The sequence below is a fragment of the Planococcus sp. 107-1 genome (assembly GCF_021513255.1).
Classification (GTDB): Bacteria; Bacillota; Bacilli; order Bacillales_A; family Planococcaceae; genus Planococcus.
Genome location: NZ_CP090977.1, coordinates 695,280 through 714,844, shown reverse-complemented (window position 1 = coordinate 714,844; position 19,565 = coordinate 695,280). Strand labels below are relative to the sequence as shown.

Sequence of the window (19,565 nt, the reverse complement as noted above, 5' to 3'; positions counted from 1 at the left end):
AGAGTGGAAGCAATGAGGCAAAGGAGGAACTTAAATGAATGATATTCCATTGATTGTAACAACCGAATGGCTTGCTGAACATCTCGACGATCCAAAATTGCGGATCGTTGATGCAACAGTCTTCATGAAATTTCCGGAAGCCGGCGGGCCGCCTGAAGTCGAGTCCGGCAGAGCTTCTTACGAGAATGGCCATATCCCAGGAGCAGTTTATGCGGACATTGTCGGTGAATTATCGGACACGGATTCCGCTCTTCCGTTCACCGTGCCTTCCCGTGAAACCTTCATTGAAAAAATGACGGAGCTTGGAATTGGAGACGGCCTCTATACCGTAATTTATGACCAAAACGCGTTAGTCGGTGAATCCATCGCCTCTTCCTACTGGGCATCACGGCTTTCTTGGCAGATGCGCTATGAGGGATTCGGCCAAGTGGCGATTTTAGAAGGCGGTTTGCAGAAATGGCTTGCAGAGGAACGGCCCTTATCAACGGAGACGCCTGATTACCCGAAAGCGAACTTTTCCGGACAGCGTGATGATGGCATGCTCGCTACTAAAGAAGAGGTCCAAAAAGCGATGGACGATGAACAAACCATTTTGATCAACAGCTTGTCACCGGAAGAATATGCCGGCACTCAAACAGATGACCCAAGAAGCGGCCATATCCCCGGAAGTGAGAACGTCTTTTTCGGCCTTCATGCGGATGAGCAAACAAAAGCGCTTTATGACGACGACAAACTCCGGGCTTTGTTTGAACATACCGGCGCCCTGGATCCAGGCAAAAAAGTCATTGCTTATTGCGGCGGCGGTATTGCAGCCACTTGGAATGCTTTGATTTTGAATAAGCTTGGCCAGCCGAACGTGGCGGTCTACGATGGATCGATGAACGAATGGGCGAGCGACCCTTCTTGCCCGATCGTTAAAAGTACGAAGTAAACAAATTAAAAGGCACACTCTTTAAAACTGAGTGTGCCTTTTTATATTCTTTATTGATCGCGCTTTACAATCTTATCGCTTACTTGCATGCCGCTGAGCGTCACCATTGGCATGCCTCCGCCCGGGTTGACGGTGCCGCCGACGAAATACAGATTGTCGTAAAGGTCGCTTTGTTTTTTATGCTTGAAGCCTCCGTTTTTGTTTTTATCGGAAACTGTGCCGTAAATTGCGCCGCGGTCTGAGCCATAAACCCGCTCAATGTCATGCGGCGTCCAGACGTCGCGCGTTACGATGTGATTTCGCAGGCCATGAAGTCCCATCCGTTCCAATTTAATGAGCACGCGCTCTTCAAATTCCCGGTATTGTTCCGGTGTGAACGGCTTGTCTTGGATATACGGAATATGGGGCAGGATCTTAATGTTCTCATGTCCTGGCGGTGCCTGTGTTGGATCGGTTTTATTGACATTGACAAGGTAAATTGTCGGATCGTCCGGCAGCTCGTGCTTTTCGAACACTTTGTCCATCTGTTCTTTTAAATTCTCGGAAAAGAAGAAATTATGGTGGTTCAGCTGTGGATATAGCCGGTTTACGCCCAGATGAAGCACAAGCCCGGAGCTTGCCGGTTCGTATTTCTTCTCCAGCTTCTCGACAAACTTCTCATCCGTTTTGACCATTTTTTTATAGAACGGAATGACTTCCATATTGGAAACATAGTAGTCAGCTGTTTTGAACGAGCCGTCTTCCAGTTCAACGCCTGCAATTTCTTTGTTCTGGTTGGTATGTGCGCGAACAACGCCCATACCCGTATGGATTTGTACGCCTTCTTCCCGCGCCAATCTTTCTAAGCCTTCTGCCAGTTTATGCGTACCGCCTTTTACATACCAGCAGCCTTGTGCATGCTGCATGTAAATCATCATATTAAGGACGGCCGGTGCGCTATAAGGCGATGAGCCGACGTATTTGACGTAATAAGACAGCATATCGCGCAAATGTGGATTGCTGATGCGTTTAGAGATTGCGCTGTACATTGTCGAAGTCAAATCGAAGCCGGTCAAAGTCGCAAGGATGCCGTTTTGGGCAACCGCTTCTTTTGGCGATTCAAAGCCTTCTTTTAAATAACTGTGCTCGGTGGTTTTATAGATGCGGCGAGCGTACTTCAGCAGCGCATAGTATTCTTTCATGTCCTTTTTGGACAGTGACGGGTTTTCCCGTTCCATCAACCGAAGATCGTGGAAAAGGTCAAGCACTGTGCCGTCCGGGAAGAACGAACGCCATTCCCGCTCAAGCCGTTGGATCGGTACATAATCTTCCAAGCGCTTGCCGCTGCCTTGGAACAATCGGTCAAAAATATGCGGCATCGTTAAAATGGACGGGCCAAGATCAAAGCCAAAACCGTCTTGTTCCAACCGATTCACTTTCCCGCCAATGTGTTCATTTTTTTCATATAAAGAAACCTGGTAGCCTTTTTGTGCAAGAGAAATCGCAGCAGATAGACCGCCAAGGCCTCCTCCAATTACGATTACGGATTTTTTCTGATTCACCATATATGTACCGCCCTTCTTTCCCCCCGATATTCTTCTATAGCCGCCTCTTTAACCTTAACGTAAAGATTCTTCAGCTATAGCCATAATCCTCTTTATTCCCTCCCTAGAGCTTTTAAAAACCTAGTAAATATAATGATTGTATAAGTTTTCTAAAACAGAAAAAAACCTGCAGCTCCGTAAAAGGAATTGCAGGTTTTACAAGTTTTAAAAAGCCGGGCTGTAGGAAGTAAGCGGAATATCTTCATAGTCTTCTGGATTCAATTGGTTAACCGAATCATCGGCTACTCCTTCGATAATAGCGGAAAGTCCGCGCTCAACCGATTTGACCAGCTGCCCTTTTTCCTTCTGCCCTAAGCTCTGCGTCTGTCCCCGCACTTCAAAAAGCACAGTTCCGCTGCCATTGAGTGCATACGAGCCGAGCGCCGTCCCTGGCAGATCCAGGTCTTGCGAATACAGGGAGATATTCGTGAATTTCGAGTTGCCGTAAGATTGAAGTTCGTTGTAGGCCAATAAATTCAATTGTCTCGAGAAATCGAAATTGTAGTTATCTGCATAGGCCGCGTATTTCGAACCATCAGGCGTTGTCGGATCCGGCACAAATTCGGCAGACAAGGAAAGCGTTACAGGATCAGCCGTTCCGTCGACATAATAAAGCCCTTGGTGATGCAAGTCGACGAACACATCAACGTTGCCAAACTCTTCCTGCAAGGATTTGTAGACATCACGGGAAGTTTGCGATTCAGGTGTGATAAACCAGCCCGGCTGATCGGATGCACCCGGAAAATCTTGGGCTTCTGGCACATAATTGAGATCCGGGTTAAAGTCGCGGTTTACATCAAATCCAGGATTCGCACCGTAGTCATAATTCTGGCTAATGCCGCGGTCGAGATAATTCCATGATTTTGCTGCACCTTCTAATTGCGGGAAGCTCTCAAGCATTTCGGTCCATGTCAGGCTATTGCGGCGCTTGTCGGCTTCAGAAGCGTCTGGATTCATCATCGGCATGAATACAAGCGTGACTTCTTCGCGAATTTCACGTGCCTGCTTCGAATTGCTGGACAAAGTTTTCAGCAAGTTCAAAATCGCTACCGTTCCAGTCTTTTCATTGCCGTGAATTTCACTTTGAATCAACAAGACTTTGTCTCCAGTACCCACTCTTGCCGTATAAATGTCCAAGCCTTCATGCGATTGCCCAGCTACATCTACTTGAACAACACCTTTACTTGTCGATTCAATTTGCCGCAAACTTTTTTGCAGTTCCTGATAATCGATAAATCCAGAAATACTGTTGTCGTGATGATGCGTGGCCGGCTTTACATCATTGCCTACCGCATATACCGGCATCGCCAGTGCCGTACATAAACCCAATACCCCAAGCGTACTCGCAAACTTCCTCTTCAAAAACATCCACTCCCTTAGACTCTTTTTTCTTCAAATTATTTACTTTACCGAAATCAGCATAACAAGCCTAAAACGAATAGTAAATTTATTTTGAATTTTCAATTCTTTAGTCTTTATTTCCAGCCAATCTCCTGTAAATTCATGCATCAAAAGTTTAATGCAACTAAATACTTCGACTCACTAAATACTAATAAAAAATAAAACCATCTTCCCGAAGGAAAATGACTTTATCTTTAGACGAGTATCGTCCATAAGATCATCGTAAAGACGATCGTTGTCACTCCTTGCAGCAAAGTGGCCATTGTCTGCGCTTTGTACGCATCGGTCACTTTCATGCCGCTGAACTGAGTGATGACCCAGAAGAAACTATCGTTTACATGGCTCACTGTCATGGCGCCGGCACCAATTGCCATAACGACCAACGCTAACGGTACAGCCCCTTCAACGCCGAGCGACGGCAGAAGCGGTGCGATCAATGTTGAAGTGATGACAAGTGCCGCTGTTGAAGAACCTTGCGCTGTTTTCAAAGCTGCAGCAATCAGGAACGGAATCAGCAGGAACAGCGAACCGCCCGCAAGTGCCGACAAATCCATTTCCGCTATCAAATCTGCGACACCTGAATTAGTTATGACGCGGCCGAAAGCTCCGCCGGCGCCAGTGATCAATAGGATCGGCGCCGCACTGACAAGCCCTTCCCCAATTAATCCGGTCAAACTTTCTTCATTCCATTTTGGCAGCAAGAAGAATGCTGCGAAAACACCGATTAAAAGGGCAACAGTCGGCGAACCGAGGAATTTCAAGACATTCGTAAATCCATCCTCTCCACCGAGCACACTTGCTACAGAACCCGCACCGATCAAGATAACCGGAAGAACAATTGGCAAGAAAGCTTTAAAAGTAGTTGGCATTTCACCAAAAGACTTGATCACTTCTTCATAGCTCAAATCCCCGCTTTTAACGGTATCTTCAGGGACTTCAATTTTCGAAGCGACTTTGACTGCCCAGAAATAGCCGACCACTGCAGCAGGAATCGCGACGATCAAACCGATTAAAATGATTGTGCCGAGGTAATTTTCAGCGCCGATATTGCCGGCAGCTGCAATCGGGCCCGGCGTCGGCGGCACTAAAGTATGCGTTGCATACAAACCGGTTGCAAGTGCAACAGACATCGAGGCAATCGAGACTTTTGCACGTTTCGCCAAAGCTTTTTTCAAGCTTGATAAAATAATGAATCCAGAATCACAAAAAACGGGAATCGAAACGATAAAGCCGATGATTGACATCGCAAGCTGCGGCCGCTTTTCCCCAATCAGGCGCAATACCACTTCCGCCATCCGGTAAGCGGCGCCAGATTTTTCTAAAATGACACCGATAATGGTTCCGGCAACGATGACGATCCCGATGCTGGTCATCAACCCGCCGAAGCCTTCGTTGACGCTTAAGACCACATCTGCAAGCGGCATACCGGAAGCGATTCCCATGAAAAACGCGCCAATCAATAGCGATAAGAACGGATGAAGCTTGAATACGGCCGTCAACAACACAACCAGGACAACACTTAAAGCAATAATCACGAATAACATCTCAACACCCCTTTTAGTTTTTTAAATACGCTGTCATGATTTTTTTTGTCTTCAACTTCAACTGATGATAGGGTTCAGCGATTGACTGTTTAGCTGTTACATCTTCCCCGACCACCGAATGGATTTCTGTAAAATAAGGCTTGAGAAGTGGCAAGCTTGCTGCGTCCACCATACCGGAAACTAAAATAACGGGCTTTCCTGCTTTTTGTGCCGCTTCAGCGATGCCGAGTGGCGTCTTGCCGGATAAAGTCTGGCTATCGGTTTTTCCTTCTCCCGTTAAAATGAGATCGACTGTCCCGAGATGCTGGTGGAAAAGAATGGCATCCAGTACGACATCAATGCCGCGCTGCATCTGCCCTCCGAAAAAGGCCTGCATGGCGCCGCCTGCACCACCTGCAGCTCCCGCTCCTTTGCGGTCGTGCAAAGCAATGCCCGTCTGCCGCTCGACAATATCTGCATAGTTTCGAAGATTGGCGTCAAGCTTCTCGACCGCTTCTTTGGAAGCTCCTTTTTGCGGACCGAATACAGCGGAGGCACCGTTTGATCCGACAAGCGGGTTTTCCACATCACTGGCGATGACAAAACGGCTTTCTAAAATCCTCTTATCAAAACCGGAATCATCAATCCTCGCAAGGTCACCTAACGCCCGCCGCCGCGTGGAAGCACTTCCCCTTTCTCATCCAGAAACTTCATGCCGAGTGCTTCAAGCATTCCAGCACCTCCATCATTTGTGGCACTTCCACCGAGCCCGATGATAAAATTCCGGAACCCTGCATCAAGTGCATGGCGGATCAATTCCCCGGTGCCGTATGACGATGCCGCATAAGGATTCCGTTCATGTTGACCGAGAAGCATAAGTCCCGATGCTTCCGCAATTTCGATGACACAGGTGCTGCCGTCACCTAATACGCCATAAGCGGCTGCTGCTTGGCGACCGAGCGGATCTTCGACAGTATGGCTGACCAAATTGCCTTCTGTTGCTTCCACCATGGTTGCCATAGTGCCTTCCCCACCGTCCGCTGCCGGCAGCAATACGATTTCTGGATTTTGATCCATTTCTGCTATCGCTTCTTTCATCGCTTGAGCTGCTTCCATTGCAGACAAGCTGCCTTTAAATGAATCCGGTGCTACTAAAATCTTCACTGCCCAAACCTCCTTGCTTTTAAATAAAGCGCTTACATGAATTATAGTGAAAAGGCAAAGCGGATACATTATACTTAACGTATAACTTTACTAACAAAATAATGAGAATATATATACATTGAGGAGTAATCATGATTACAAAACAGCTAGCGGAAGAAATTGTCGAACAAACGATGATCCGGCTAAACCGCAATTTGAATGTCATGGATACAAAAGGCATGATTTTGGCATCAGGGGAAGCGGAGCGGATTGAAAAAATTCATGAAGGTGCAGCACAGGTTGCAAGAACCGGTGAAACCGTAGTGATATTAGAAGCAGACCTTACTGAATGGCAAGGCGTCAAACCCGGCATCAATATGCCGATCCACTTTCAAGGAAATCTCGTCGGTGTGATCGGCATTACGGGCAACCCTGAAGAGCTGAAAGAAATTTCGACACTCGTTCAACTGACGACGGAAATGATGGTCCACCAGTCGCTCATCACTTCCCATATCGAATGGAACCGGAAGCGCAACGAATTGATTTTCGAAGAATTGACGAGCGGCAAACCCTTATCCGCAGCCATCCATGAACGGATTTTCCAAATGGGCCTCGAAGGGAAAATGTCTTTTACCACCCTTTTGATTGAATTGAAAAAACCGCCTTCTTCTTCGCAGCGGATCATTGAACAGCTCGAATCGCATTTTGACAGCCAAACCGTCATCGCCGGCCATTCACAGCTGAACGAAATCTTTCTGCTCATTGCAGGTGCCGGCCCGTCAAAACTCGAAGAGGAACTGTATAGCTTGCTTCATTTTCTGCAGAAAACCGCTCCTGGCAGAATTGGGGTCGGTATCCTAGTCGACAGCATTTTCGATATCCGCACTTCCTATTTGGCTGCACGAAATGCTTTGAAATTCGGCAAGCCTGGCCAGCAATTGATTTATTTTGAAGACGTTGAGCTGATGGCCCTCCTGAAGCGAAATCCAAAAGATGAACTCGAGAAATTCACAAACCGGATCCTAAGTGGACTCAGCGATACCTTATGCCAGACCTTGACCGAATTCCTGTCGTGCAATAAAAACCATGCGGATACTTCTGCACGCTTGAACATTCACCGCCACACATTGACTTACCGCTTGAAAAAAATTCATGAGCTGACAGGTTTAGATCCAACTGAATTCAAGGATGCGGTTGTCATCTACCTCGCACTTGCACTTCGAAACTCCTAAAAAAAGAGCTCGGCAGATCAACTCATCTGCCGAGCTCTTTTAAGTTTGCGGTGCGAAGTAATTTTCTGCAGCGTATTTGAAAGAGTCCATTAGGAAATTTCTCGCTGCGCGGCTGATTTCCGCTTTTGAATGGATGATATCAAAACCGTGGTAAGCACCTTTGTAGATGTTGAAATCTACCGGCACACCTGCATTCCGCAAGTTTTCGACGTATTGCACAGTTTCGTCCCGAAACGGCTCAATGTCGCCGACAAAGGTCGCAGCCGGCGGCAACTCGCGATAATCCGCTGCCCGTGCTGCTGCTGCATAGGCAGGCACATCTTGTCCCTCCAGCTTCCCTAAGTACAATTTCCATGCCCAGCGATTCGTGTCCGAATTCCAGACCGGCGCATTATTTTCACGTGCGGATTCTGTTTCCATGCGGTCGTCTATCATCGGATAAAGGGGCATCTGAAAAGCGAGATTCACTTCTCCCCGGTCTCGTGCATATAAGGCCAAAGCAGCCGTCAATCCGCCGCCAGCGCTTTCCCCACCGACCATCAATTGATCGGCTCGGATGCCCAGTTCGTTTGCATGGTTTTTCATCCACATTAAAACTTCGTAGCAGTCTTCAAGCGCCGCCGGATACGGTGCCTCAATCGATAGCCGGTAATCCGGTGCGATGATCACACAATCTTTCGTTTCGATTAAACGCTGATACATCTTGCCGCTCATTTCAGGCACCCCTTGCGCGTAGCCGCCTCCATGCATCCATAGCACCCCCGGAACATCTTTCACCGGATAAAGCGGTTTATAGATCCGCACACGAATCAAGGAATCATCTTTTCGGCTGATCAGCACTTCGTTGCAATCCAGGCCCTTTACATCTTTCCCTTTGCTTTTATCCATCTGTTTTTTGGAGTTATGCATGGATGCGATAAACTCTTCTTCCGTCGATTTGGTGACCAAGCGGTCCAAAAGTTTTCCCCGCAGCTTTAATTCTTTATCGATCATGTCCGGCGTGATATTCAATCGCTTCTCCCGCTTAGTGCAGTGCTTTTTCATCTTAATTTGTATGCTATCTTACCAAGAACTTTGCGGCAAGAAACAAATCTCGCCTCTTTAATTTTCGAATTAAATCTCTGATACCTTGACACTCGATATATCAGCGAATATACTATGAGTAACGATATATCGAGTGTCAAGGTATTAATGAAAGAGGTGACGGCATGCAAGCTTTATCGGAATCCACGTATCTGGTCTTACTCGCGTTATCGAAAAAACCATTGCACGGCTACGGCATCATCAAGAAAATTGAGAAATACAGCGACGGGGACATTGTCCTCGCACCGGGCACACTATACGGTGTCTTAACTAATTTGCAGAAACAGAAACTCATCGAACTTGTCACCGCTGAAAAAGAAAGCCGCCAAAAAAAGACATACCGGCTGACCGATGAAGGGCAAACGGTTTTCGAACTGGAGTACGAGCGCTTTAAAAAGATGCTGGCCATCAGCGATGAAATCTTGAAGGGAGCTGAAACAGATGAAGACGATGAAGAAATTTAAACTCACGCTCGCCTACGATATCGAAAAAGAAGCCAATTGGCTGACGGAAATGTCTGCGAAAGGATTCCATTTCTATAAATACCGTTGGGGATTTTATTATTTTGAAGAAGATCCATCGAAATCGTATATTTACCAAACGGATTTTCAGGAATCGAGCGAAGAATATTTCGAGCTTTACACAGAAGCCGGCTGGGAGCATATGCAAACCGAGCTTGGCCAATACCATTATTTCCGTGCCGACAAAAATACCATCGGAGACGAACGGATATATTCCGATCCCGCTTCCATTAAAAGCATGTACAAGCGGATGCTGCTTTTCTATGTCGCTATTTTCATCTGCATGCTTGTCAGCCAAATCGGCATCGTGCTGACATGGAATGGCAATTTGCTGTCAAAATTCGCACTGATTTTAGTAAGTGCTGTCGTCATCCTGTACATCTTCCTCTTCATCAAATTGCTGCGGCAAATGAGAAGAGCGGAAAAACTGATTTAATTTCCTCGGTCGATTAAAAAAACCCCTGAATCCAGAGCCTTTTAATAACGGCCTGGAATTCAGGGGTTTCACTGTTTCTATTCAGTTTAATAACTGCTGGAATAAACCAAAGCGTTATCCACGAACACTTTGCATTCAATTGTGAAGAAACCGCCAATCGTTACTTTCACCTGTTGCATGCCATCGAGGCCTTTCAACTGCCCCGTTAGATTCCCCCGAAAACTGAGGCCCAGGTTTTCATCCTGCAGCTCCCCGTCGATGAACAGCTTTTCGCCGTCCAGCCAGCGATTTTCCACTACGATGCTGCGTCCTTCGTAAGTTGTTTCAAATGTCTTTTTCATTTTAGCCCTCCTTGCAGAGTGTTGGAATGAAGAACCATCATGTCGATTGCATGACTCTATCATTTGTTTTGCTAGTACAAGTGTAACATACAGCAGAAAAAATTATGTCTATTATTCCCAAATCAATTTCCGATCCGCAGCGCATTCCCTCGATTCTGCAGTACTGAAAGGATACTCAAAGCCGCAAGCAAGCTTGTTTTCGGATTGCTTGGCATCGGATTGTTTTCAACCTGCAGTTTCATCCGGCCGAATGTCCCTTCCGCTTCAATCGTATGGGTATTCCGCTCGATATCCGGATCGACAATGATGCGGACGCGTGTCTTATCGACGCCGATGCCGGCAATCGCAAGCACTAGAGCCACATTGATATTCTTTGGGAATTTCTCAACCGCTTCAAACGCAGAGCCTTCGAAAATCACTCTTTCTTCTTCTGCTTCTACGCCGAGTGATGCCGGAGATTTTCGGGTCGTGATTTGGACACGTTCCAAGCCGCCAGCCGCTTTCGCCGATTGCAGCACATCCAACCCGGCCAATCGCTCCGGAAGGCAAATAAATATTCGTCCCTTTTGCTTCCGCCAAGCTTTTCAATTCTTCCAGAAAGGCGATGTCCTTGAAGACGCCGATGCTGCCGACGACGAGGTCCTTTTGATGCTCCACGACATCTTTCACATAAATCCCCGCCGCTTCGACCGTTGCTGCTTCGACTACAATATCAAGCGGCAGATTCAAGAAGCCTTGAAGGTCCGTATAGAAATCAGCTTCAAACCGTTCGCTCAATTGCTGGCCCATTTCTTCGTTGCGTCCGAAAATGGCAATGACCCGCCCATCTGCCTGTTGATACTGGTTGATTTGTTCCAATAGATACGAAGCAATATTACCCGTTCCGATAATCCCAATATTCATGGTCCGCCTCCTTTTGGAAATTGATTGGTTCCCGATTTGCTAATGCCACTTGCTTTTATCCATTATACATGAATTCCATTTGTTTCTTCCTTCACCCCTTTTCCAAAGGAAAGAATTTCTTGTACAACGAATTTATCCTATTTTTAGTGTATTGTCCTCAGTTTAGTAAATTGGTTTAAGGGAAAAATACACTAAACTCAAAATATTAGGAGGAATTGATTTGCAAAACCACCAACTGTACGTGAACGGCAAATACGTAGAATCCACTGGCACTGAATGGATTGATATCCTCAATCCTTCCACTGAAGAAGTCATCTCCAGAATCCCAAAAGGCACGGCAGAAGATGTAGATAAAGCCGTCGAAGCTGCTTTTCAAGCTCAGCAAGCCTGGGAATTGACCCCAAATATCGAACGCGGGAAGATTGTCCGGAAACTAGGCGACGAAATCGCGAAAAGACGCGATACGTTCATTGATTTATTGCAGGAAGAACAAGGAAAGGATTATGAATTAGCGAGCGGAGAAGTGGATTTAGCCATTGATTATTTCCATTATATGTCCGAATGGGCCAGAAGAATTGAAGGCGAAATCGTGCCAAGCGACCGCCCGAATGAAAATATCCTCGTCTACAAAAAGCCGATCGGCGTTGTAGCGGGAATCATTCCATGGAATTTCCCGGTTTTCATTTTAGCGCGCAAAGTTGCGACGGCTTTAGTGACAGGCTGTACGATTGTTATCAAACCGAGCCAGCAGACGCCAAATACCACCATGGAATTCACCAAGATCGTAGATGCAATGGAAGAAATTCCAGCTGGTGTTTACAATGTCGTGATGGGTACCGGTTCTGAAATCGGCAACGCACTTGCTTCCCACAAAAAAGTGCAATTGATCACCATGACAGGCAGTGTCCAGGCTGGAACGAAAGTGATGGAAGCGGCAGCGCAGAACATCACGAAAGTAAACTTGGAGCTGGGCGGCAAAGCACCGGCCATCGTGACACAGAACGCCGATTTGGATCTTGCGGCCGAAGCCATCACCGCTTCACGGTTAGCGAATGGCGGCCAGGCCTGCACAAATGCAGAACGTGTTTATGTCCATGAAAGCGTAGCGGAAGCATTGACCGAGAAATTGATCAAAGCATTTGAAGCGAAAAAACTCGGAAATCCGAGACAGGACAAAGACGTCGAAGTAGGTCCGCTAATCAGCGAAGACCGTCTTGAAACGGTTGAAGAAATGGTTCAAGAAGCTGTAGCTGCAGGTGCTGTAGTCGCGACTGGCGGAGAGCGTCCTGATTTTGACAACGGCTTTTTCTACAAGCCAACCATTTTGACGAATGTAGAACATGATTCAGCGATCATCCGGGAAGAGATTTTCGGGCCCGTCCTTCCAATCACTACGTTTAAAACCTTGGACGAAGCCATTGAAAAAGCGAATGACACCGTCTACGGTTTATCGTCTTCCGTTTACACAGATGATCTAAACGAAGCGATGCGCGTCGTCAATGAAATGAAATTCGGTGAAACTTACGTAAACCGGGAGAATTTCGAAGCCATTCAAGGCTATCATGCCGGCATGCGCCAGTCCGGACTTGGCGGAGCTGATGGGAAACACGGGATGGAAGATTTTCTGGCCACTCAAGTCGTCTATATGCAATACAAAAATGATAAACAATAAGGAATTGAAAAGATGCAAAGCGGTGGCCGTTTTGCATCTTTTTCTTTTGCTTCTTTCTGATAATCCTGTAATTTGAGCATTGGTTTTGACAAGATTCCTTTTGTGCTATAACTTAAAATATAATTCCTAGTAAATCTATCAGTATTAACTAGATAATTAATTATCCCTTCAGGAGGACCTTAGTCTATGAAAGCCATTTGGAAAAAATATTTAGATGCCTCGTTAATTTTAAAAATTACCGTTGCACTTATTCTCGGCATCGTGGTCGGCGTCATTTTTGGAGAAGACGCTGTTGTACTTGCCCCTTTCGGCGATTTGCTTTTGAATTTGCTGACGTTCTTAATCATCCCGCTGATCTTATTCACTCTTATTGTCGGCGTTAACCAGACCCAGATCGGCGACCTCGGGCGCATGGGCGGAAAAGTATTCCTTTACTACACGTTCAGTTCCGCATTTGCCATCATAGTCGGGTTGGCAGTGGCGAGCATTTTCCAGCCGGGAACCGGCATGCAGCTGGACGGCAGCGAAACGTTTGATGTTCCGGATAATCCAGGCATCGTCAGCGTTCTGTTGAATATTGTACCGTCTAATATTTTCACTGCGTTCAGCGAACTCAATTTGCTTGGCATCATTTTCACAGCATTTGCATTCGGCATCGCCATTTCTTATATGCGCAGTTCCTCCGAACTCGGAGAACTCGGCGGCCATCTTTATAAATCAATCGAAGCGTTGAATGAAGCGACGCTGCTGATTTTGAAAATCGTCCTTCAATACGTGCCGATCGGCGTCTTTGCCATCATGGCGAAAACGGTCGGCAGCCAAGGCTTGGATACGCTCTTCTCTTTAGGGGAAATGATTCTTGTCTTGTATGCGGCACTTGCTGTTCAAATCGTTCTCTACACCCTTATTTTGATCCTGTTCAAAGTCAAACCTGGCCGATTCTTTAAACAGGCGCGTACACCGATGCTTACGGCCTTCGTTACGCAAAGCAGTTCAGGCACATTGCCGCTGACTTTAACAGCGGCGAAAAATCTTGGCGTACCGAAAAGCCTCTACGGCTTCAGCATTCCGCTCGGTGCGACAATCAATATGGACGGCGCCGCAATCCGAATCGCTGTGTCGGCTGTGTTTGCCGCTAATCTAATCGGCGATCCACTGAGCCTTACGGATATGTTATTGGTCGTGCTTGTCGGAACGCTTGCTTCCATCGGAACAGCCGGGATTCCTGGTGCCGGTATCGTCATGATTGCAACCGTATTTGTCCAGCTCGGCTTGCCTATGGAAGCTGTGGCCTTGCTGACAGCTATCGATGCACTTGTCGGAATGGGCTGTACTGCCTTGAACGTGACCGGCGATTTGGTCGGAACTGCTGTAATCGATCAAAACGAAAAGAAACGAAATACAGCGAAAGCATCTATTTAACGAATTGAAAGGCGGCTGCAGGCAGATGCAGCCGCTTTTTTATTTTCTTATTTGTTGCTGTCCCTTCATTCTTTTTCAGGTAAAATGAAGCATAGTTTATTTTATCCGAAACCACTCAAAGGAGCCTGAGCACTGTGAATAAAGCCCAATTGAAAAAAAGAATCGACGCCGCCAACAAGCAACAAAAGGCGGACCTCGTCATTCGAAACGCGTCCATCGTCAACGTCTTTACAAAAAGCTTAACGACTGGAGATGTGGCCATTGCTGATGGCATGATCGTCGGCATCGGCAATTACGAAGGCGCAGTTGAAATCGACGCAGCTGGAAAATTTATCGCACCTGGCTTGATCGATGCTCATGTCCATATCGAATCGTCGATGGTGACGCCACGGCAATTTTCACAAGTCGTCTTGCCGCACGGAGTTACGACCGTGATAACGGATCCACATGAAATCGCCAACGTCAGCGGGATAGCAGGAATTGAATTCATGCTTAAAGACGCAGAATCCACGTTGCTCGACATCAAAGTGATGCTTCCTTCGTGTGTCCCTTCCACTCCTTTTGAAAACGCTGGAGCGAAGCTATCTGCAGAAGACTTGGCCCCTTTTCTTCAGCGCGGCCAAGTTCTCGGCTTAGCGGAAGTAATGGATTTCCCTGCTGTCTTGCGCGGAGACGATGCAATGCTGGATAAGCTTTTGCTCAGCACGCAAATCGACGGCCATGCGGCGGGACTTTCCGAAAACGACATCAATGTATACGGGACTGCCGGTATTTTAACCGACCACGAATGCGTCTCTAAAGAAGAAATGGTGTCACGCCTTGAACGCGGCTTATATGTGATGCTGCGTGAAGGGTCCGTCGCGAAAAACCTTCATGCATTGCTTGAAGGCGTCACAGAACAAAATGCGCATCGCTGTTTGTTCTGTACGGACGATAAGCATCTGGATGACTTAGTGGAAGAAGGCAGCGTCGATTACAACGTACGCGTTGCCATCCAACAAGGAATCCAGCCGATCACAGCCATTTCAATGGGCAGTTTTTATGCGGCGCAATGCTTTGGATTAACTCAAAAAGGCGCGATTGCTCCAGGCTATGATGCAGATTTCCTGCTGCTCGACAGCTTAGAGGATTTCACGATTTCAGAAGTCTATAAAGGCGGTGTGCTTGCTGCAAAAGAAGGCCGCTACACGGGGCCAAACGAAGAAAAGAGCGATGCTTCTTCTGTTCAAGACACGGTTCAAATGGCGGAGCTGTCGATTCGCGACTTGCGGATCCCTTTAGGCGAAAGCAAGGCGGCCCATATCATCGGCATCAACCCGAACAATCTCATCACAGAGCATCTCATTGAAAAAGCCTCTGTTTCCAATGGCTTCTTTGTTTCAGATGCCAATCAGGACCTTTTGAAGATGGCAGTCATTGAACGCCACCGGGCGACCGGCAATATCGGGCTTGGCATCGTCAAAGGGCTCGGCATTCAAAACGGCGCGATTGCAACAACGGTTGCACATGATTCGCATAATATCATTGCCGTCGGAACGAATGATGAAGACATCAAATGCGCAGCGGATGCCCTTCATCAACTGCAAGGCGGCCTCGTGGTCGTTCAAAATGGCAAAATTTTGGCGAGCCTCTCGCTTCCGATTGCCGGACTCATGTCCAAAGAACCCTTTACTGCCGTTTATAGCCAGCTCAAAACCTTGGATGAAAGTTTGCTGCAAATCGGTGCGCCCACTCATTTCAATGCCTTTCTCACTTTGTCGTTCTTGTCATTGCCGGTCATCCCCCATTTAAAATTGACCGACCGCGGTTTGTTCGACGTTGCAAGCTTCCGGCACATCGAAGTCGCTGCAGAAGCCGAATAAACCCGTTTCACCCGCAGCAGGAATTTTTCCTGCTGTTTTTCTTTTTCCTGAGCGCTTCAGTTAGTTTTTCCGCGGCATTTTGCTACACTGATGAATGGAACTTATTTCTTCACACTAGAGGAGCGGTATATATGCAAAACTTAACAGGAAAAACGGCGTTGATCACAGGGGCTGGCCGAGGAATCGGACGCGCAACAGCGATTGCTTTTGCAGCAGAAGGCATCAATGTAGGGCTTGTCGGACGTACGGCAGCCAATTTGGAAAAAACAGCCGCAGAACTTGAGCAATACGGCGTAAAAACCGTATTTGCTGTCGCAGACGTAGCAGATATGGACGCGGTCAATGCAGCAGTCGAGCACATCACGGCTGAACTTGGACCGATCGACATTTTGATCAACAACGCTGGAATCGGCAAATTCGGTAAATTCCTTGAATTATCGGCTGAAGAATTCAAAAACACGATCGATACGAATTTAATGGGTGTCTATTACGTAACCCGTGCCGTATTGCCGCAAATGATCGAGCGCCAATCCGGCGAAATCATCAACATTTCATCAACTGCTGGACAAAAAGGCGCGCCAGTAACAAGCGCATACAGTGCTTCGAAATTCGGCGTCATGGGATTAACGGAATCGTTGATGCTCGAAGTCAGAAAACACAATATCCGTGTGACGGCTTTGACGCCAAGCACCGTCGCTACCGACCTTGCGATTGAAGGAAACTTGACAGACGGCAACCCGGAGAAAGTCATGCAGCCGGAAGATTTGGCTGAAATGATGGTGGCTCAATTGAAACTTCACCCACGCGTTCTCTTGAAATCAGCTGGCCTTTGGTCAACAAACCCGTAATAAGCGATATACAAAAACACCTCCGATTTTTGTCGGAGGTGTTTTTTTGAATTGCCTTCCTTAATCCACGGTTTTTACAGGCTCATCATTGATCGCATAATGGTAGCTGGTCGTGGCATTGAGTGAATGGATGACAGTGCAGTAAGTTTCGCTCGATAATTTGATCGCTCGAATGACTTTGTCTTCCGGAAGCTCTCCTTTTAAATAATACGTGATGGCAATTTCAGTGAAACGCTTTGGATGCTCTTCAGCACGAGTGCCTTCGATATCCATATAAAATTCATCCACTTTTAAGCGCATTTTATTGAGCACTAAGACAATGTCCATTCCGGTACAAACCGCCGCCGCATGCAATAAAACTTCCGGCGGCCGAGGTCCGCTATTCGCGCCCCCACTTTCTTCCCCCGCATCGAGCAGCACCCGGTGGCCCGATTCCGTCAAGCCATCAAAAGCCATTCCACCGTTCCAGTTCAATCTTGCTTTCATTCCCCATCACCCTTTCCAGTTTTCTTCCCTATACCCTTTGTTAGATTGTTTCATCCGTTATTCTTCAAAAGGTACAGTATTAATAAACTGATGTTTTATTAAAAAACAGTATTTTCTGACTACAGACATTCTTTTTGCAGAGGATTACACTTTGAGTAAAAAAACAGGAAAGGAGGTGCGCCTGATGAGCAAATTGTTTCGAATTGTCATCCTGTTGGTGATGGCTCTTTCTTTGCCTTTGACGACTGCTTTTGCCCATAACGACCGCCATCACGATTCCTTAGTTTCTTTAGGAGATTCCATCCCGTTCGGCTTTAGCCCCGAGCGCAATAACGAACAGCCTGCAAAATACGCCTATCCGTATTTGATCGGAGAGAAAGCCGATGTGCATGTGAAAAATTTGGCGGTTTCGGGTGCAGAGACCGATGACCTGCTCGCTGCACTCAAGAAAAATAAACATTTCCGCCAGTCAGTGAAGAAAGCAGATTATGTGACTGTCCAAATTGGCGGCAACGATTTCCTTGCCAGTTTGAGAGCTGCTTATGCAGAAAGCCGCGGCGATACGAAATTGTTCCATCGTTTACTTGAGAAAAAATTGGCTGGAAATGATGCGTTTAAAAATCTCCATGCCATCGTCAAAGAAATTCGCTCGTTGACGAAAGCGAAAGTTGTGCTGTACAACTTATACAATCCGTTCCACTTAAACAGCCCATTCCATAATGTCGCTGATCTGTACTTGCCGGAACTTAACGCCATGTATAAAGACGTCGCTAACTCGCATAAGAATGTGAAATTGGCCGATTCCTACCAGGCATTTGGCGATAAGCAAGCGAAATATTTGATCAAAGGAGACATTCACCCAACTAAAGCCGGCCATGAAAAGCTCGCGAAAATCGGCTTAAAAGCATTAAGCCACAAACACGTACACCACCAACACCGTTAACGAAATGAAAAAGCGGCCTTCATGTTGAAGGCCGCTTTTTTCCGTATATTTTTCTTTTATCGTTCCCCTCGATGAGTTGGTCGAAATGCGTTTATAGTCTGATCAATCATGGACACCTTGTTTAACCGGCACCGCAAGCAGCTCTTTCAAGTGGCGGTCGATTTGGCCGTGATACGCTTCCCCTTCTCCTCCGAATAAGCCGAAATGGCCGGCGATGCTCGTAACGACCCGGAGCTCGCTATTCGGGATCATTTTCTGTTCCCGTTCGCAATCGCTTGGCGGAAAGAACATATCGGTATCGATTGGCATCACGTAAGTGACGGCTTTAATGCGCCCAAGTGCTTTCTCCAAGTCACCATCCGTTAACCGGCTGACATCGCCGCGCTGCCACTTCCAACCCATGGCAAGCAGCGCATTCGGGTCCATCGCTTGGAAAAACGGTTCCAAAAACCCTCCGACCAATTCATCCACAGTCGCTACACCAAACAAATCCCATTTTTCTTGATTGAAAAACTCCAGACAAAAGCCCATAACGGCCCAAATATCGGCGTGCCGCTTCAAGCCGTCTGCGACTTCTGTATGGGAAGTGTAATTGCCGCCATTCCAACCCGGATCAGAAGTAATGGCATCCATCAAGGTCTGGGTGAAAAGAAAATCATGGACCGTATTTTTAGCAGTGCCCGCAATCGGCGCCGCCCGCTTTACCATATCCGGGAAACGAACTGCCCATTCGTAAGTTTGCTGCGCGCCCATCGAACCGCCGACCACTAAAGCTAATTCCCCGATTCCGAATTTTTCCGTAATCAATTGATGCTGCGCCCGTACATCGTCTCCGATGCGTACTTTCGGGAAGGCGCTCATACCGACAGAATCCGGGCTATTATGCGGCGAACTCGACAAGCCATTTCCAATCTGGTTAATGACTACGATAAAATATTCAGTCGGATCAAGCGCTCTGCCTTCCCCGATGTAAGTTTCATAATCTTTGCTGGTTCCTGAAAACCAAGTGGGAATCAGGATGACATTATCTCTTGCTTCATTCAGTTGGCCATGGGTTGTATAAGCCAACTGGCAGTTGGGTATTACCCCTCCTTCTTCCAGCTGAAAATCCCCTAACTCATAAATCTCAAATGGCCCGTGATTTTCTTGTGAATAAAACAAATTCTCAATCATCAACATTCCGCCCTTCCCATGAATTTCCCTCAGTTTAGGAAGCAAGGTGTTATGTATGGAGA

The 19,565-nt window shown here is 47.0% G+C and carries 18 protein-coding genes and 1 pseudogene; 9 read left to right on the top strand and 10 right to left on the bottom strand.

Features of this window, described 5'->3' with window-relative positions:
- Positions 1–34: 34 nt before the first annotated feature.
- A complete protein-coding gene (locus tag L0M13_RS03910; protein WP_235198380.1) occupies positions 35–931 on the top strand; it encodes a sulfurtransferase in 897 nt (298 codons plus the stop codon).
- Positions 932–981: 50 nt separating this feature from the next.
- On the opposite strand, the gene L0M13_RS03905 is transcribed toward L0M13_RS03910, so the two are convergent.
- The 4 genes and pseudogenes from L0M13_RS03905 to L0M13_RS03890 form a co-directional block, all read right to left on the bottom strand.
- Entirely contained in the window at positions 982–2,475 is a 1,494-nt protein-coding gene (locus tag L0M13_RS03905; RefSeq protein WP_235198379.1) for a phytoene desaturase family protein, read from the bottom strand.
- A 204-nt stretch (positions 2,476–2,679) separates the two neighbouring features.
- Positions 2,680–3,876, bottom strand: a complete 1,197-nt coding sequence (locus tag L0M13_RS03900; protein ID WP_397443512.1) for a M14 family zinc carboxypeptidase — start codon at positions 3,874–3,876, stop codon at positions 2,680–2,682.
- A gap of 233 nt (positions 3,877–4,109) precedes the next feature.
- Entirely contained in the window at positions 4,110–5,459 is a 1,350-nt protein-coding gene (locus tag L0M13_RS03895; RefSeq protein WP_235198378.1) for a GntP family permease, read from the bottom strand.
- 13 nt (positions 5,460–5,472) lie between these two features.
- A pseudogene (locus L0M13_RS03890) lies at positions 5,473–6,602 on the bottom strand (glycerate kinase).
- A 131-nt stretch (positions 6,603–6,733) separates the two neighbouring features.
- Here L0M13_RS03890 and L0M13_RS03885 point away from each other — a divergent pair.
- Entirely contained in the window at positions 6,734–7,813 is a 1,080-nt protein-coding gene (locus L0M13_RS03885) for a CdaR family transcriptional regulator (RefSeq protein WP_235198377.1), read from the top strand.
- A gap of 39 nt (positions 7,814–7,852) precedes the next feature.
- Here L0M13_RS03885 and L0M13_RS03880 read toward each other — a convergent pair whose 3' ends face one another.
- Positions 7,853–8,824, bottom strand: a complete 972-nt coding sequence (locus L0M13_RS03880) for an alpha/beta hydrolase (RefSeq protein WP_235198376.1) — start codon at positions 8,822–8,824, stop codon at positions 7,853–7,855.
- Between the two features lie 197 nt (positions 8,825–9,021).
- On the opposite strand from L0M13_RS03880, the gene L0M13_RS03875 reads away from it, so the two are divergent.
- Together L0M13_RS03875 and L0M13_RS03870 are read left to right on the top strand one after the other, a co-directional pair.
- Complete coding sequence (locus L0M13_RS03875) at positions 9,022–9,360, top strand: PadR family transcriptional regulator (RefSeq protein WP_235198375.1); 339 nt, start codon at positions 9,022–9,024, stop codon at positions 9,358–9,360.
- Positions 9,338–9,853 (top strand): DUF2812 domain-containing protein, encoded by a 516-nt coding sequence (locus L0M13_RS03870; protein WP_235198374.1) that lies wholly within the window; start codon positions 9,338–9,340, stop codon positions 9,851–9,853. The genes L0M13_RS03875 and L0M13_RS03870 overlap by 23 nt, the downstream gene beginning before the upstream one ends.
- Before the next feature lie 86 nt (positions 9,854–9,939).
- Here L0M13_RS03870 and L0M13_RS03865 read toward each other — a convergent pair whose 3' ends face one another.
- The 3 genes from L0M13_RS03865 to L0M13_RS03855 form a co-directional block, all read right to left on the bottom strand.
- On the bottom strand, positions 9,940–10,194 hold the full coding sequence (locus tag L0M13_RS03865) for a hypothetical protein (RefSeq protein ID WP_235198373.1): 255 nt from the start codon (positions 10,192–10,194) through the stop codon (positions 9,940–9,942).
- A gap of 122 nt (positions 10,195–10,316) precedes the next feature.
- Positions 10,317–10,613, bottom strand: coding sequence for an aspartate dehydrogenase domain-containing protein (locus L0M13_RS03860; RefSeq protein WP_235198372.1), 297 nt, complete (start codon positions 10,611–10,613; stop codon positions 10,317–10,319).
- Positions 10,588–11,097 (bottom strand): Gfo/Idh/MocA family oxidoreductase, encoded by a 510-nt coding sequence (locus L0M13_RS03855; RefSeq protein ID WP_235198371.1) that lies wholly within the window; start codon positions 11,095–11,097, stop codon positions 10,588–10,590. Before L0M13_RS03855 ends, L0M13_RS03860 begins: the two co-directional genes overlap by 26 nt.
- Before the next feature lie 220 nt (positions 11,098–11,317).
- Between L0M13_RS03855 and aldA the strand changes: the two genes are divergently transcribed.
- The 4 genes from aldA to L0M13_RS03835 all read left to right on the top strand — a co-directional run bounded on the left by aldA (position 11,318) and on the right by L0M13_RS03835 (position 16,901).
- On the top strand, positions 11,318–12,769 hold the full coding sequence (gene aldA, locus L0M13_RS03850) for an aldehyde dehydrogenase (protein WP_235198370.1): 1,452 nt from the start codon (positions 11,318–11,320) through the stop codon (positions 12,767–12,769).
- 186 nt (positions 12,770–12,955) lie between these two features.
- Positions 12,956–14,191 carry a dicarboxylate/amino acid:cation symporter gene (locus L0M13_RS03845; RefSeq protein WP_235198369.1) on the top strand — a complete coding sequence of 412 codons (1,236 nt, stop codon included), beginning with the start codon at positions 12,956–12,958 and terminating at the stop codon, positions 14,189–14,191.
- A 134-nt stretch (positions 14,192–14,325) separates the two neighbouring features.
- Entirely contained in the window at positions 14,326–16,053 is a 1,728-nt protein-coding gene (gene ade, locus L0M13_RS03840) for an adenine deaminase (RefSeq protein ID WP_235198368.1), read from the top strand.
- Positions 16,054–16,184: 131 nt separating this feature from the next.
- The gene (locus L0M13_RS03835; protein ID WP_235198367.1) at positions 16,185–16,901 is read left to right on the top strand and encodes a 3-ketoacyl-ACP reductase; all 717 of its coding nucleotides are present in this window, start codon (positions 16,185–16,187) and stop codon (positions 16,899–16,901) included.
- 60 nt (positions 16,902–16,961) lie between these two features.
- On the opposite strand, the gene L0M13_RS03830 is transcribed toward L0M13_RS03835, so the two are convergent.
- Positions 16,962–17,387 (bottom strand): OsmC family protein, encoded by a 426-nt coding sequence (locus L0M13_RS03830; protein ID WP_235198366.1) that lies wholly within the window; start codon positions 17,385–17,387, stop codon positions 16,962–16,964.
- Positions 17,388–17,571: 184 nt separating this feature from the next.
- Here L0M13_RS03830 and L0M13_RS03825 point away from each other — a divergent pair, with 184 nt between their 5' ends.
- Positions 17,572–18,330 carry a GDSL-type esterase/lipase family protein gene (locus L0M13_RS03825; RefSeq protein WP_235198365.1) on the top strand — a complete coding sequence of 253 codons (759 nt, stop codon included), beginning with the start codon at positions 17,572–17,574 and terminating at the stop codon, positions 18,328–18,330.
- 102 nt (positions 18,331–18,432) lie between these two features.
- Here the strand turns inward: L0M13_RS03825 and L0M13_RS03820 are convergent, their stop codons facing one another.
- Positions 18,433–19,503 (bottom strand): alpha/beta fold hydrolase, encoded by a 1,071-nt coding sequence (locus L0M13_RS03820; RefSeq protein WP_235198364.1) that lies wholly within the window; start codon positions 19,501–19,503, stop codon positions 18,433–18,435.
- Between the last annotated feature and the right edge of the window lie 62 nt (positions 19,504–19,565).